Origin of the sequence: Dactylosporangium sp. NPDC005572 (assembly GCF_040605515.1) — a bacterium.
Classification (GTDB): Bacteria; Actinomycetota; Actinomycetes; order Mycobacteriales; family Micromonosporaceae; genus Dactylosporangium.
In genome coordinates this window covers 37,939-52,624 of the sequence record NZ_JBEXCY010000018.1, presented here as the reverse complement: position 1 = coordinate 52,624, position 14,686 = coordinate 37,939, and the positions used below count along the sequence as shown (strand labels likewise).

Sequence of the window (14,686 nt, the reverse complement as noted above, 5' to 3'; positions counted from 1 at the left end):
TGCGCTGAGGCTGCGCACCAATCCGCGCTCGACAGCCTCGTATTCGACTTCCGCTGTGGTGAGCTACGAGACCTACAAGCCGTGACGGGTAGCCGCAACGTTGCAGATACCGCTTCGTGATGGCACGTGCGCGTTGGGCGGGGCTGCGCGGGGGCCGGGTGGCCGTGGCATGATGTGGTGGCTGGTCACATGTCACGCAGTGTCCGGTCCCTCCAGGTGTTGCTGGAGTTGGTTCCCGGCAGACGCGGGGGTTGCGTCGCCCGTCAGATCCCGTAGTGCCTGCCGATCGCCACCGGCTGTCGTCACGTGTCGGCTCCAGCCGCGGTGCCGGGCTGAGCTACCGGTCCGGCGGCGGGCAGGTCGAGCTGGAAGACGGGGTGGCACCGGCCCGGACCCTTGCAGTCCGCGATCACCTGGATCCCGTCGATGGTGTAGCTCCCGGGGAGGTTGCGGAAGCCAAGCCGCTGCCAGGTCGCGATGGCTGTGGTGTTGCCCGGAGCGCAGGTGAGCCACAGCCGGTGACAGCCCCACACGCGCGCCTGCATGGCCACCGAGCTGATGAGTGCGCCGGCCACGCCGCGGCGGCGGTGGGCTGGGTGGATGGCGACGTCCTGCACGTGCACGTCGTCCGGCTCGTCCTGGCTGCGCATCGCGATCACCGCACCGATCACCGCGCCGTCGTCGATGGCAACCGGGCAGGTCGAGGCGAACAAGCGGCTGTAGAGCAAGTAGTCAGATGGGCCGCGGACCGTGACATACGGCTCGCCGAAGCGCATCACGTCCGCGACCGCATCGATGAGATCCACGCACAGCGGTGTGATCAGCATCCGGTCGCTCCGATCGGATAGACCCGCACGGTGGTCCCCGGCACCGCGCTCACCCCGCCTCCTCGCATGCCGGTCCATCGTGGCGCCCGGCTGTGGCCGGCATGGCGTTGCGGTCGTCGGTCCGCTTCTGCGCGCAGCGGGCGCACCGGGTCGGGCACGGCGTCGCCGGCGCCATGCCGGCCAGGCGGCTGGTATCGAGGATCGTGGCAACGGTCTGCTCAAACGTCGAAGTCTCAGGGATGACGTGCTCACCGGACGCACCCAGCGTATCGAGCGCCACATACCAGCCACGCATCTCTTCGGCGCTGACCGGGATCGGCTCGGTTCGGCCTCAGTGGCGGCGGATGGTCTCCTCGAGACTGGCGTCGAGGTAGTAGACGTGGCTCGGGCCTGGATGTTCGGCGATCAGCTGCCGCAACACGGTGCCGTAGCTGCGGGTGCGCAGGATGCCGTCGACGATGAGGTGATAGCCGGCGTTGAGCAGGTACCGGGCGGAGATGCCGATGAACCCGGGCGCGACCGCGTCGTCGCCGAGACCGCCGTGCTCTCGGAGGACTACCCTTCTGACCTGGTCAAGCTCGATCTTACCGACCACAGTCGGTGTGAGCAGCGCCACTGAGCTGGGCAAACACGTCGTGAACATGTCCGTCGCGTTGCTGCGCGCCGCTCGCACTGCGCTGGAGCACGACCGGCCTGCGCCCCATTTGCTGGCGTACCCGTCCTGGACCGTTTCGCACCCGCCGGGTTGCTGTGTGGAGGTACCGGCTACTGGTCGGTGTCGACCAGGCCGGTCTGGTAGGCGAGGATGACCGCCTGGACACGGTCGCGTACGGCGAGCTTGCTCAGGATGTGGTTGATGTGGGTTTTCACGGTGCCTTCGGACAGTACGAGGCGTTCGGCGATCTCGGCGTTGGTCAGCCCTCGTGCGATGAGGGTGAGGACTTCGCGTTCGCGGACGCTCAACGCTGATAGGCGGGATTCGTCGCGTTGCGGGGTCCGGGAGGTGACGAAGTGTTCGATGAGGCGGCGGGTGACTGATGGTGCCGCGACTGCTTGGCCGGCGGCGACGGTGCGCACGGCCGTGAGGAGATCGCCGGCGAGGGCGTCTTTGAGGAGGAAGCCGCTGGCGCCGGCTTGGAGGCCGGCGAAGACGTATTCGTCGAGGTCGAACGTCGTCAGGATGATGATCTTCGGTGGTTGGCTGTGGCCGGAGTCGAGCAGGCGGCGGGTCGCCTCGATGCCGTCCATGCCGGGCATGCGCACGTCCATCAGCACGACGTCCGGGTGGGTGGTCCAGGCCAGGTTGAGCGCTTCGGTACCCGATGCCGCTTCGCCGATGACGGCGATGTCGGTTGTCTGGTCGAGGATCAGGCGGAATCCGGTGCGTACTAGGGCCTGGTCGTCGACGAGCAGGACGCGGATCATGCGGTTTCGCCGATGGGCAGCTGGGCGCGTACGCTAAACCCGCCGCCGGGCGGGCCGGTGAACTCGACGGTGCCACCGAGCGCCGATACGCGCTCGGCGATGCCGCGCAGGCCGTTGCCTGCAGTCCCGAAGGTGTCGTGCGCCGGTTCGGGTGGCGGGCAGCCTGGTCCGTCGTCGGCGATCTCGATCTCGAGGTGGTCGGGGCGGAACGACAGCTGGACCCGGGCCGATGCGCCGGCGCCGGCGTGCTTGCGGGTGTTGGTCAGGCTTTCCTGGACGATGCGGTAGGCGGCGAGGTCGACGCCGGAGGGTACCGGGCGGGCGTTGCCTTGCACGTGCAGGCTGACCGGGGTTCCGGCGGTGCGGGTCTGGTCGACGAGGGCTGCAAGCGCGCCGATGCCCGGCGATGGTGCCAGCGGGGCGGCGGCGTCTGGTTGGCCGCGGACAGCGCCGAGTAGCCGGCGCATTTCGGCCAGGCAGGCCCGGCCGGTGTCGATGGTGCTGGCCAGCGCTTGAGCCGCGCGTTCGGGCTGGCGGTGCAGGGCCGCGGCGGCGCCTTGGGTTTGGATGACCATGACCGATAGGCCGTGGGCGAGGATGTCGTGCAGTTCGCGGCTGATTCGGGCGCGTTCGGCGGCGACCGCCAGGGCGTCGCGGGCGTCGCGTTCGCGTTGCAGGTCGGCGGCACGTTGCTGCAGCGCGGTGTGGTGCAGGTGGCGGGTGCGGGTGTTGTCGCCAGCCGCGTACGCGATGCCGAGCAGGAGTGCTGGTACGACCGCGCCGGTGACGGCTGACGCGAGCGTCCCCGAGTCCCAGGTCGGCGCGGCCGCGTTGTCGGTGTCGGTGTCGGTGACCGTCCACCATCCGGGGGCGGCGAGCGCGGCCAGGGCCGCTATCGGAAGGATCGCCAAGGCTGCTGCCAGCGCCGCCGTCGCGGTGCGGCGCTGTGGTGCGAGGCTGGCGAGGTGGTACAGGCAGATCACCGCGGCGAGGTCAGTGGGGGGCACCGGCAGACCGGGGTTGATCCGGTGCACGACAGCAGCCGCCCCGGCCAGTGCGAACGCGGCCAGCGGCCGGCGGCGGGAGATCGCCAGCGCGGCGACCGATGCCGCGATACCCAGCCACCACAGCACCAGCAGACGGTTCCAGACCGCCTCGGAACCCAGAACGGTGATCACCTTCTGCTGCATCAACGAGTCCGGGACGAGTCCCGGCGTCAGCGCGCTGGTGGCAAGCAGCAGCAGCCCGAGCCCGACGTCGCGGACGATCGGGCGGCGGCGGAAGTCGCGTAGCTGCACGTCACGATGCTAGACGGGGCGGCGCCCGGCCCGCGCCTGTCGGTGGTTGTAGCGGCGGCTCCACCCGTGGGTAGAGGGCGGGCGGGCGAGTTCGAGCCGTGGATGGGCGCGCGGTGGCACCCTCGGGCGGCACGGTTGCCGTCATGAAACCCACTCGAACCCCACTGCTACTGGCACTCGCGGCGGGCTTGGCCATGCTGGCCGGCTGCACGAGCACCAACACCTCTCCGTCGACCGGCGCTGCGACCAGTGCGACCGCTGCCCCTACCGGGTCGTCGTCTGCCACCGCTGCCGGGGATATCCAGACGCAGGCGATGGCGGCCGGGCGGGGGCTCACCCAGTGCGCCCGCCAGCACAATCTGCCCAACTTCCCCGACCCGGTCTGGCAGAACGGGGTAACCTTTCCGGGCGTGTCCCCAGCCGACGCCCAGGCCGTCAAAGATGCATGCCCAGACGCTCTGCGCCGGCTGGCGACCATTCCACAAGTCGCCGCATCATGAAAAATCCGTAACCTCGTGCCGGTGGCCGCCCTGATCGGGCTCGGCGTGGCTGGCTGGTTCGCGCTGCGCCCGGCGTCGGCCGGCGGCGAGCACCGCCGGACCCCGTCGTGTCGAGGACCACCGCCGCGGCGATGGCGACCGGTACGCGGTGGAGCGTGACGTTGGCTGGCCCGGACTTGGTCCGCGGCTCGTTGGCGTTACGTCCGAGCGGTCCCGCCGCACTGGCCGCACCATGAAGGTAGACGTCGGGGTCCTGGGCGTGCTGTTGGCGGGCGGCGGCGATGGCGGCGTGCAGCAACAGCGCCCTGCGTGTCGGGGGCCTGTGGCCCGGCGGTGAAAGGCGAAGCCGTCGACTGCGGTGGCGGCGACGCTGTCGGCCTCGGCCAGCCGTCTGAGTGACCAGGCGGGCCAGCCGGGCAGATCCGAGGTGGGCAGGTCAGCGCTTGCGTATACCCGACTACCTTGGGTAGGCGCGAAGCTGGTTGTACGCGCGCGCTCGGAGACGCGGCGTAGTAGATGTGCACCGAGCGATCGGTGGCGCAGGTCGGTGACACGGCGATCCCGGGCAGCCCGCCTTTCCGGCGACGGTTGACCACCCGGTCGATGCGCTGGAGTTCGGTCGCTTTTCCGTTCGCGGTGACCGAAACGATCCGCGCGTCGCCGCCAGCGGGCCAGCTGCGTCTTGTTGCTGCGCTCGGTCGCCGGGGCGGTGCCATCGGGGCGGGATGGCGATGCCCCATGGGATTGCGCAGCTTTGTCCTGAAAGGACATCCCATGAGCTCGCCGCGTCAGGTGGCGACGCTGCCGCCCCTTACGTGGGCTCGATTTCGCCCCGCGGTGGCGGCTCGGTGGTTGCCGACGTGCCCCAGTCAGAAATCCGCCGAGGCGCGAACCATCCGCATGCAGATGATGGGGGTCTCGTTCATGCAACAACCGCGGCGTGGGCGCAACGTCAGCGAGACCCGGGCCGATGCCGGGACGATCGCGCCGGAGACCGCGCGGCCACCGGCCCGGCGTGCCGGTGGCCCCCGCCACGCCGGGCCGGCCGAACGCGAGCCAGGGCGGCCATCGGAAGGGGCGCCAGAGCTGCGGCCAAGCGCCGGCGCCGTGGTGCGAGGCCAGCGAGGAAGCACAAGCAGATCACCACGGCGTGATGCGGTGGGCGCACCGGCAGGCCAGAGTGATCCGACAGGCCCGGGCCGCCCCGGCCTGCGCCTGTCGGTGGTTGTAGCGGCGGCTCCACCCGTGGGTAGAGGGCGGGCGGGGCGAGTTCCAGCCGTGGATGGGCGCGCGATGGCACCCTCGGGCGGCACGGTTACCGTCATGAAACCCACTCGAACCCCACTGCTGCTGGCATTTGCGGCGGGCTTGGCCATGTTGGCCGGCTGCACCGGCACCAACAGCGCTCCGTCGACCGGCGCTGCGACTGGGTCGTCGTCTGCCGCCGTTGCCGGGGATTTCCAGACGCAGGCGATGGCGGCCGGGCGAGAGTTCTCCCAGTGTGCCCGACAGCACAACCTGCCCAACTTTCCCGACCCGGTCTGGCAGGGCGGTCTGAGCTGGCCGAACGTCAGCAAAGCCGACCTCGATGTCGCCGGGGCGGCGTGCCAGGACATTCTGCGCCGGCTGGCGAGCATTCCGCAGCAGGTCGAGACGCCGTCGGCCGAAACGCTCGGGCACATGCGCCAGTTCGCCGCCTGCATGCGCGAGCACGGCGTAGCTGACTGGCCCGACCCCAAGGCCGACGGCACGTTCCCCCTGCTCGGTACCAAGTACGCCGGGTTCGCGCAGTTCTCCGGCGGCGACGGCATACCGCAGAGCGTCACCGACGCGCGCGGCGCGTGCATCGCGTTCGAGGTCGAGTGGCGGATCGCCGCATCATGAAAATCCGCAACCTCGTGGCAGTGGCAGCCCTGATCGGGCTCGGCGTGGCCGGCGCGGCCGGCTGGTATACGCTGCGCCCGGCGTCGCCCGCGGCCACCACCACCGCACCGGCGGTGTCGACCACCACCGCCCAGGTGATCGTCGGCGATGTCGCCCAGCGGCTGCAGATCGCCGGAACCCTCGAATACGACGGGAACTACCCGATCATCAACCAGCTGCCGACCGGGATCCTGACCCGGACCACCGCCGAAGGCACGACAGTCCAGCGCGGGGGCAGCCTCTACACCATCTCCGGCACCCCGGTCATGCTCATGTACGGCGCCGCGGCGGCATACCGCGACTTCGCGTCCGGGATGAGCGACGGCGACGATGTGCAGCAACTGGAGGCCAATCTCGCCGCGCTCGGCCTCGATCCGGGCACGGTCGACAACCACTTCTCCTCCGCCACCGCCCAAGCGATCCGGCGCTGGCAGCAGATCCGCGGGCTGCCCGCAGCCGATCGCATCGGCGCGCTGCACCTCGGCGAGGTCGTGTTCCTGCCCGCCGCGGTGCGCATCCACGACAACAGCCTGTCGATAGGCGCGCTCGTCGGACCCGGCACCCCCGTGCTGTCGGCGACCTCCACCACCCAGGTGGTCACCGCGCGGCTGACCACCGACCGCCAGCACCTGGTCAAACAAGGCGATCAGGTACGCGTGATCCTGCCCGGCGGTCAGACCGTCGACGCCACCGTGACCAACGTGGGCAAGGTCGCGCAGGCGCCCACACCCGGCGCCGGCGGACAGCCGACCGTTCCAGTGACCGTCGCGATGCATCTGCCCGACGGCAGCGGCAGCCTGGACCAGGCACCTGTCCAGATCTCCATCACGACCGCCGTACGCAGCAACGTGACGATGGTCCCGGTAACCGCGCTGCTCGCCAAAACCGGCGGCGGCTACCAGGTACGTGTCATCGGCGACAACGGTGCGCCCGTGCTGGTCGACGTGCAACTGGGGCTGTACGACGACACCGCCGGCACCGTCGAGGTCACAGCACCCGCATTGCGGGCCGGCATGACTGTCCAGGTGCCGCAGTCATGACCGCCGTCCTCGAACTGCAGCAGGCGCGCAAGGTCTACCCCGGCCCACCACCGGTCGAGTCCGTCCGCGGCATCGACCTGTGCATCGACGAAGGAGAACTGGTCGCCATCGTCGGGCCATCCGGATCGGGCAAGACCACCCTGCTCAACCTTGCCGCCGGTCTGGACCGCCCGACCAGCGGCTCGGTACGCATCGCCGGACAGCCCGTCGAGAAGCTGTCCGACCGGCAACTGTCGGGCGTGCGCGCCCACCACCTCGGTGTGGTGTTCCAGCAGTTCTTCCTCCTCGACCACCTCAGCGCGACAGACAACGTCGCCACCGGACTGCTCTACCGGGGGATCACCGCCGCAGCCCGCCGTACCGCGGCCGGCGACGCCCTGGACCGGGTCGGGCTGTCGCACCGTGCGAACCACCGGACCCTGCACTTGTCCGGCGGCGAGCGCCAGCGCGTCGCGATCGCGCGGGCGATCGTCGGCCGGCCCGCCATCGTGCTGGCCGACGAACCCACCGGCAACCTCGACACCGCCAACGGCGCGCAGATCCTCCAACTGCTGGCGCAGCTCAACGCCGAGGGAACGACCATCGCCGTCATCACCCACGATCCGAGCGTCGCGGCCGCCACCCGCCGCCGGATCGAGATCCGCGACGGGCTGATCACCCACGACGACAAACACGACGACAAAGAGGCCCACCAGTGACCGAATACTCACGGTTGCGGGCCGTGGACCTCCTGCCGGTCGCCACCGGCGGGCTACGCACCCGACGCGTACGCGCGGCGCTGTCAGTGCTCGGCATCGCCATCGGCATCGCCGCGATCGTGGCCGTGCTCGGCATCACCCGCTCTAGCCAGTCCGAGCTACTGGCCCGCATCGACCGGCTCGGCACAAACCTGCTCACCGTCGCCAACGGCCAATCCGTCAGCGGCGAAGAGACACCCCTGCCGGCGACCGCGGAGGGCACCATTGCACAAACCGCAGGCGTACGGTCGGTCGCGGCCACCGCCGAACTGGACGGGGTCAACATCTACCGCACCGACCAGATCCCGGTCTACCGCACCAGCGGACTGACCGCCCGGGTCGCCGACGCCGACCTGCTGCGCACCCTCGACGTGCACATGTCACAAGGCCTGTTCTTCAACGAGGCGACCGCCCGATATCCCACCACCGTCCTGGGACATGACGCGGCCCAGCAACTGGGCATTACCCAACCCGGCCAGCACACGCGCATCTTCGTCGGCGGACGCTGGTTCGTCGTAATCGGCGTACTCCAGCCGGTCGAACTCGCGCCCGAGATCGACCAGTCCGCGCTCATCGGAGTCACCGCGGCGCAGGACTACTTCGGCTACGACACCCACCCGACCAGGGTGTACGTGCGGACCGACACCGAACAGACCCAAACCGTGGCCGGGCTGCTCGCCGCGGCCACCAACCCGCAGCACCCCGAAACCGTCCGCGTCAGCCGCCCCTCCGACGCGCTCGCCGCCCGGCTCGCCGTCGCCGATTCGACAACCAGCCTGTTCCTCGGCCTAGGCGCGGTCGCGCTGCTGGTCGGCGCCATCGGCATCGCCAACGTCATGGTGATCTCCGTCCTCGAACGCCGCGGAGAGATCGGCCTGCGCAGGGCAATTGGCGCCGCCCGCCGGCACGTCGCGGCCCAGTTCCTCACCGAGTCGGTACTGCTCAGCATCGCCGGCGGCACCACCGGTGTCATCCTGGGCGTCCTCATCACCTACTCCGTCGCCGGATACCAAGGCTGGCGGCCGCTGGTACCGGCCACCGCAATCTGGGCCGGACTGGCCGCCGCCCTAACCATCGGCGCCATCGCCGGACTCTACCCCGCCCAGCGGGCCGCACGGCTGTCGCCAACCGACGCACTGCGCTCCACCTGACACACCACACTCGCCAGATCCGTTGCCCGACCGAGATCCCCGTTGCCGTAGCGCCGCCCACCGAACGTGCGCGGCGCTGCTGCAACCAACCCACGCATCCGCAGGCGCCTGCCACGGCTTCGGGTCGTGAGCCAGCCCACCCGCGAACGCGGGACACAAGACCACCAACACGATCGACAGCACACCACGGGCCATCCACACCGGCGACGACCCGCTCTGCGTTTTTATCGAGGACGGCTGATGGACGCTCGCCGTGCGCGCTGCCGAGTTAGCCGCGATCACGTCCGCGTTCGCCGAGCCCGCCCTCAACGCCGTCATCCTGACCGGCCCGCCCGGGGGCGTCGGGAAGACCCAACTCGCCCAGGAAGCGACTGCGTCTGGCGCTGTTCAGGGGCGCCTACGGGCGTTTGTCGGGTGGTTCAGTTGGGTGTCGAGTAGTTCGGCTTCCAGGCCGGCGAGGCGTTTGTCGAGGATGCGGTTGTTGGATCGGGCGGCCTGCAGTTTTCTGTTCCAGGCCCCGGTTGTCGTCGGTGAGCTGGCGTACGCGCTGCTTGAGCGCGGTGTTCTCCTCGGCCAGCCGCTGGGCGGTGCCTTCGGTGTACTCGGCTTGCAGGTCGCGGAGTTGCCCGAGGAGGATGCCGATTCGCTCGCGCTGGTTGTCGATTTCGGCGTAGGCGGTCTTGAGGGCGTCCTCGGCGTTGAGCGCGCGCTGGTGCCATGATGCCTCGACCTGCGCGTCGTGCGCTATCTGGGTTGGCGCTGGTCGCCGCTGGCGGCGATTGCAGCGGTCATCAGGGTCTTGGCGTCGGTGTTCTGGTAGAGGAAGGTGCGCGAGACGCTGGCCCGCCGCGCGACGGCTGGGTAGGTGACCGGAGTCCGCTCACGGCGAATGGTCCGCAGCGTCGTCTCGATGCGTTCGAGTTTGTCGAGGGTGCTCTGCCGGCGCGCTTGGTTGGCCGCCACGGTGCGCGGCGCTGCCGGTTCCGGAACGCTCATGAGGCGGTCTCCACGCTGACGGTGGCGGTTTGGAACCCGGTGGTCCAGAGGCGGTGGAAGTAGTCCTGGGGGCGTCGCAAGACTAGCGCGAGGGCGTCGTCGAGCAGGCCGAGGCCAGCGAGCACGCGCTCCAGGCCAGCGATGGCGCGGGCGGTGGGCTCGAACTGCTGGTGCAGCCAGTCGGCCATCTCGTCGGTGGGGGCGCGTTCGGCCAGGGAGCACCACTGCTCGCGTTTGCGCCGCCAGTACAGCAGGTCAGCGCCGGTCATCACGAACTTGTCGCAGTGCTCGCAGTCCAGCTTCCAGGGGCAGGCGCCGCCGTCGACGACGACCTGGTAGGTGCAGATGCCACCTTCGGTCGGGGTGCTGCGCCGGCCGAGGTCGATTGCCAAGGCTTGTGCCTGCTCGCGCGGCCGGGGCGCCACGCCGTCAGAGATGAGTCGGCCGGGTTGTGGTGCGCCGGGGCCGGTGACCCAGACGTGCTGCAGGACGCTCACGGCGGTACCTCGCTGGTGCTGTTCTCGCATCTGGTGGCCGCCGAGGACTTCGAACTGCTGGGCGCGCAACCCACGGCGGTGCCGTTGCCGCCGTTCGGGATGCTGGACACCGTGCCTGGGCCGGTGTTAGCGCGGGCGCAGGCTTGGGAGCGGCACCTGATCGAGGTGGAGACCGGGCTGCCGCCGGACAGCGTCGCGGGTACCGCACCGCGTCCGGAGTACGACCCGCGCTGGCGCAACCTGAGCGAGCGCACTGCGGCGAAGGCCGCCGAGCTGATCGCGGTGGGAACGCCGGCGTCGGAACGCACGATCCAGCGGCTCCGGGCGTGCTGGCGGGACCAAGGGTTGTGGGGGTTGGTCGACGCACGGGCCACCCGGCTGCACTCGCCGGCGGGACGGGCAGATGAACGGTTCGTCGCCACGGTGGTCGAGGTGCTGGCCGCGCAGGAGACGCTGTCGACCGGAACGCGTCCGCGGGTGCTGCGCCAAGTGCAGCGGCTGCTGGCCGAACGGTATGGCGACGGTGTCGTGCCGGTACCGGCACGGGCGAGCTTCTACCGACTGGTCAACGCCCTCGCCGCTGGGCAGCACACGTTCGGGCCGGCGACGACCCGCCGGTCCCATGCCAGGCGGCCGGAGGCGCCGTTCACGCCCACGATGGCAGCGCGTCCGGGCGAGGTGGTCCAGATCGACACCACCCCACTGGACGTGTTGGCGATCCTGGACGACGGGGTGACCGGCCGGGTCGAGCTGACGATCGCGGTCGACGTGGCGACGCGGACGATCTGCGCGGCGATCCTGCGCCCGGCCGGGACGAAGGCGGTCGACGCCGCGCTGCTGCTGGCCCGGATGTTGGTGCCCGAGCCGATGCGGCCCGGTTGGCCGCAGGCGCTTCGGATGTCGGCCACGCTGATCCCGCACGCGCGGCTGATGAGTATTGACGCCCGGCTGGAACACGCCGCCGCGAAGCCGGTCATCATGCCGGACACGATCGTCATCGACCACGGCAAGGTGTTCGTCTCCGACACCTTCATCAGCGCCTGCCGGACCCTCGGCGTCTCGGTCCAGCCGGCCCGGCCGGCGACCCCGACCGACAAGGCCGTCGTGGAGCGCACGTTCTCCTCGATCAACACACTGTTCTGTCAGCACGTCGCCGGCTATGTCGGCGCGAACGTCACCCGCCGCGGCGCGGATGTCGAAGCGGTCTGGACGATCCGCGAGCTGGCCGACCTGTTCGACGAATGGGTCGTCGCCTGCTGGCAGCACCGGCCGCACGAAGGTCTGCACAGCCCGTTCCTGCCCGGGCGGGCGCTGTCACCCAACGACGTCTACGCCATGCTCGTCGTCCGTGCCGGGCATCTGCCGGTCTGCCTGACCGGCGAGGACTACGTCGAGCTGCTTCCGGTGGAATGGCGGAAGATCAACGACTACGGGATCCGGATCGACTACCGCACCTACGACTGCCGAGAGCTCGGCCCGTATCGGCGGCAACGCTCCGGCGTCGACGTCAAGGGCGGGCTCTGGGCCGCCGGCACCGGCAAGACCACCGCGATCACCCAGCTTGGCAAGAACTACCAGCAGCTCGTCCATCGTGACCAGCCCCGGCCGGGCGGGTCGCTGCCGGTCGCCTATGTCACCGTCCCGCCAGCGGCGACACCGAAGATGCTGGCCGTCGAGTTCGCCCGGTTCATCGGCCTGCCGCTGCCATCGCGGTTCAGCCAGGTCGAGCTGACCAACAAGGTCTGCGACCTGCTCTGCACCCTACGCACCAACCTGATCCTCATCGACGAGCTGCACAACCTCGACCTGGGCACCCGGGTCGGCGCAGAAGCCTCCGACCAGATCAAGTACCTGTCGGAACGCATCCCTGCCACCTTTGTCCTGGCCGGCGTCGACCTGGAAGGCAACGGCCTGTTCGCCGGCCGCCGCGGCGGGCAGATCGCCAGCCGCTACAGCCTGATCCGCACCAATCCGTTCCCCTACAGCACCAGCGACGAACAAGCTGCCTGGCAAGCCCTCGTCGCAACGCTCGAGAACGCGCTGCGCCTGCACGCACACCGGCGCGGCACCCTGCTGCGGCTCAGCGGCTACCTCCACGAACGCACCGGCGGCATGATCGGCAGCCTCTCCCACCTCGTCCGCGAAGCGGCGCTGGACGCCATCATCAACCAAACCGAGAAGATCAACCAGGCCGGGCTGGCGTCGTCGACCTGGACCAGACCGCCGAACACCACCGGACCATGCAGCAACTCCGACGCCGAACGAGCAGCCGGACCAGGGCCGCGTGAACATCCGGGCGTTGCCGATCGGTCTGGCACCCGTGACCCGCGAGCTGCTCGGCTCCTATCTGCACCGGCTCGCCGACGCCAACCACGTCACGATCGCCTCTGTCTCGCAGCTGCTCGGCACCGGTCGCCGCTACCGGCGCGGCGACGACGATGCCACCACGTGGACGACACACACCGTCTCCGCACTTGCCGCGCTCACCGGCTATCCGCCCACCACGCTGACCCAGGCGCTGCCCGCCCTCCGGCCACTCGCCGCAGTCGCTCCGCTCGGCCGGCCTGGCAGCGGAGCGCCACGCGTCGCCTGCCGGTACTGCATGGCCAGCAAAGGCATCCACGGACTCGTCATCCAACGCGCCGCCAGCTACGAGCCCGTCTGTCTGCGACATCAACGATGGCTGCACGGCCCCGAACAGCATCCGCTGCATGCCCTACCAGAACTCTGTTCCGCCAACCGACGGCACCGACGGCTTCTGCGCCAACACGACGCCGCGACGCTCGACACCGCCCACGCACGGGCCCAGCAGCTCACCCAGAACTGGTTCCACGCCGACGACCAGCATGCCCTGCAACGCCGCTGGACCGACCGACTGAACCAGCTCTGCCACGACCCCGCCGCCGACCCCTACCGACCCAGCCGCCACCGCGTCGAAATCGCCACCTACCACGAAACCGTCCTGCTGACCACGGTGTTCGCCACCGAACATCATGCTGCCCCCGGTCCAGTCTTGCCGCGCAAGGTCACCGGCGCCCCGGACTCGGCCGGGTCCGGCAACGCTTCGAGCTCGTCGAGCAACTTGTCGAACGAGGGGTTCAAGCCGCTCCGTCGTCCATGATCACAATCTGGAGCCGATCGACAGGTGTGCTACGTCATGGCTGACGCGGCAGGCCGGCGTCGAAGTAGAGCATGTTATTCTCAGAATGAGACTAACCGAAGGGGGGCGTCATGAACGACGTCTTCATCATCGGAGCGGGCTTCTCGAAGGCCATCTCCCACCACATGCCCGTCACTGGCGACCTCGGCGACAACGAGGCAGTGCGGCGCTTCCTGCAGGATCACGACGAGTATCGCAGGCTCAAGATCAACGGTGTCCCCGATCTGGAGGCGATCCTCACGCTCATGGCTGAGGACCAGCCGTGGCTGACAGCATCGGAGAACCGCCATAAGGACGGGGACTTCATCGACTTCGTCCACACGGTCAACACCACCGTCCGGGATATGCAGGTGGACGCCATCGAGGAGAGTCGGCCGCGGCTCGACGAGTGGTTGCTGCCGCTCGCACGGCGCTGGTCGCTCGACAGGTCGACGATCGTCACGTTCAACTATGACACCATGATCGAGAAGGCCGTGACCGCCGCCCACGAAGACCACTACAGATCAACGTGGGTCGACGGCAGCGGCGTGCTGCGCGAATCCGACCTCGCCTGGGCGCACTCTGCGATCTACGCCGCGCCGATCCCGAGGATGGATGGCGCATGGCTCGGCCCCGAGCTGAGCCATCCGACGGATCTTCCGGAACTGATCAAGCTTCACGGGTCGCTGAACTGGTACTACTCCGGAACCCATTCAGTCGACGGGCCTATCCGCGACATCGGCGTCAAGCCGTTCTGGCAGTCCTCTCTGAAGGACCGGAAGAAGGCCGAGATGAAGGGTGATGCTGCCGGGAAGTCGGCGTTGATCATCCCGCCGACCTACGGCAAGAAACAGTTCCTCGTCAACGACACCATCCGGGGCCTGTGGGAGATGACAGGCGAGAAGTTGAAGACGGCCGACCGGATCTTCCTCATCGGCTACTCGATCCCACCGGGCGACCACATGGTCCGGTCGATGCTCGTGCACAACACCTCCGCAGCGACCGGCCACAAGCTTGAGGTCGTCGTGGTGAACCCGGACGAGCAGGTTGCCAACCGTGTCGAAGAGCTTTTCGATCTCACGCCGAAATGGCACGAAAACACCGATATCTGGGCAGCCGAATACGCGGCCAGTGCCTGATCGACCGAACGGCA

14 protein-coding genes and 1 pseudogene are annotated in these 14,686 nt (G+C 69.3%); 8 read left to right on the top strand and 7 right to left on the bottom strand.

All coding sequences use genetic code 11. The features are described 5' to 3' along the window. Positions 1-302 precede the first annotated feature (302 nt). The 5 genes from ABZS66_RS12365 to ABZS66_RS12345 all read right to left on the bottom strand — a co-directional run bounded on the left by ABZS66_RS12365 (position 303) and on the right by ABZS66_RS12345 (position 3,550). Positions 303-827, bottom strand: a complete 525-nt coding sequence (locus ABZS66_RS12365) for a GNAT family N-acetyltransferase (protein WP_354757188.1) — start codon at positions 825-827, stop codon at positions 303-305. Between the two features lie 49 nt (positions 828-876). Continuing rightward, positions 877-1,122, bottom strand: coding sequence for a hypothetical protein (locus ABZS66_RS12360; protein ID WP_354757187.1), 246 nt, complete (start codon positions 1,120-1,122; stop codon positions 877-879). A gap of 36 nt (positions 1,123-1,158) precedes the next feature. Continuing rightward, complete coding sequence (locus ABZS66_RS12355; RefSeq protein ID WP_354757186.1) at positions 1,159-1,422, bottom strand: hypothetical protein; 264 nt, start codon at positions 1,420-1,422, stop codon at positions 1,159-1,161. Positions 1,423-1,592: 170 nt separating this feature from the next. Then, a complete protein-coding gene (locus ABZS66_RS12350; protein ID WP_354757185.1) occupies positions 1,593-2,252 on the bottom strand; it encodes a response regulator transcription factor in 660 nt (219 codons plus the stop codon). Further along, the gene (locus ABZS66_RS12345; protein ID WP_354757184.1) at positions 2,249-3,550 is read right to left on the bottom strand and encodes a sensor histidine kinase; all 1,302 of its coding nucleotides are present in this window, start codon (positions 3,548-3,550) and stop codon (positions 2,249-2,251) included. Before ABZS66_RS12345 ends, ABZS66_RS12350 begins: the two co-directional genes overlap by 4 nt. Positions 3,551-5,373: 1,823 nt before the next feature. On the opposite strand from ABZS66_RS12345, the gene ABZS66_RS12340 reads away from it, so the two are divergent. From ABZS66_RS12340 to ABZS66_RS12320, 5 genes are all read left to right on the top strand, one after another. Next, the gene (locus tag ABZS66_RS12340; RefSeq protein ID WP_354757183.1) at positions 5,374-5,934 is read left to right on the top strand and encodes a hypothetical protein; all 561 of its coding nucleotides are present in this window, start codon (positions 5,374-5,376) and stop codon (positions 5,932-5,934) included. Then, positions 5,913-7,013: a peptidoglycan-binding protein gene (locus tag ABZS66_RS12335; RefSeq protein ID WP_354757182.1), complete on the top strand. Its 1,101-nt coding sequence runs from the start codon at positions 5,913-5,915 to the stop codon at positions 7,011-7,013. Before ABZS66_RS12340 ends, ABZS66_RS12335 begins: the two co-directional genes overlap by 22 nt. Further along, the gene (locus tag ABZS66_RS12330; protein WP_354757181.1) at positions 7,010-7,711 is read left to right on the top strand and encodes an ABC transporter ATP-binding protein; all 702 of its coding nucleotides are present in this window, start codon (positions 7,010-7,012) and stop codon (positions 7,709-7,711) included. Before ABZS66_RS12335 ends, ABZS66_RS12330 begins: the two co-directional genes overlap by 4 nt. Next, positions 7,708-8,901 carry an ABC transporter permease gene (locus ABZS66_RS12325; protein WP_354757180.1) on the top strand — a complete coding sequence of 398 codons (1,194 nt, stop codon included), beginning with the start codon at positions 7,708-7,710 and terminating at the stop codon, positions 8,899-8,901. The genes ABZS66_RS12330 and ABZS66_RS12325 overlap by 4 nt, the downstream gene beginning before the upstream one ends. Before the next feature lie 253 nt (positions 8,902-9,154). Further along, positions 9,155-9,622, top strand: coding sequence for a hypothetical protein (locus ABZS66_RS12320; RefSeq protein ID WP_354757179.1), 468 nt, complete (start codon positions 9,155-9,157; stop codon positions 9,620-9,622). 23 nt (positions 9,623-9,645) lie between these two features. On the opposite strand, the gene ABZS66_RS12315 is transcribed toward ABZS66_RS12320, so the two are convergent. Both ABZS66_RS12315 and ABZS66_RS12310 read right to left on the bottom strand, forming a co-directional pair. Continuing rightward, positions 9,646-9,897 (bottom strand): DUF6262 family protein, encoded by a 252-nt coding sequence (locus ABZS66_RS12315; protein ID WP_354757178.1) that lies wholly within the window; start codon positions 9,895-9,897, stop codon positions 9,646-9,648. Continuing rightward, positions 9,894-10,394, bottom strand: a complete 501-nt coding sequence (locus tag ABZS66_RS12310; RefSeq protein WP_354757177.1) for a hypothetical protein — start codon at positions 10,392-10,394, stop codon at positions 9,894-9,896. The genes ABZS66_RS12315 and ABZS66_RS12310 overlap by 4 nt, the downstream gene beginning before the upstream one ends. A 99-nt stretch (positions 10,395-10,493) precedes the next feature. On the opposite strand from ABZS66_RS12310, the pseudogene ABZS66_RS12305 reads away from it, so the two are divergent. From ABZS66_RS12305 to ABZS66_RS12295, 3 genes and pseudogenes are all read left to right on the top strand, one after another. Beyond that, positions 10,494-12,353 (top strand): annotated as a pseudogene (locus ABZS66_RS12305) (AAA family ATPase); the annotation flags it as partial. A gap of 325 nt (positions 12,354-12,678) precedes the next feature. Next, complete coding sequence (locus tag ABZS66_RS12300; protein WP_354757223.1) at positions 12,679-13,515, top strand: TniQ family protein; 837 nt, start codon at positions 12,679-12,681, stop codon at positions 13,513-13,515. Positions 13,516-13,625: 110 nt separating this feature from the next. Next, the gene (locus tag ABZS66_RS12295; RefSeq protein WP_354757176.1) at positions 13,626-14,672 is read left to right on the top strand and encodes a hypothetical protein; all 1,047 of its coding nucleotides are present in this window, start codon (positions 13,626-13,628) and stop codon (positions 14,670-14,672) included. Positions 14,673-14,686 lie beyond the last annotated feature (14 nt).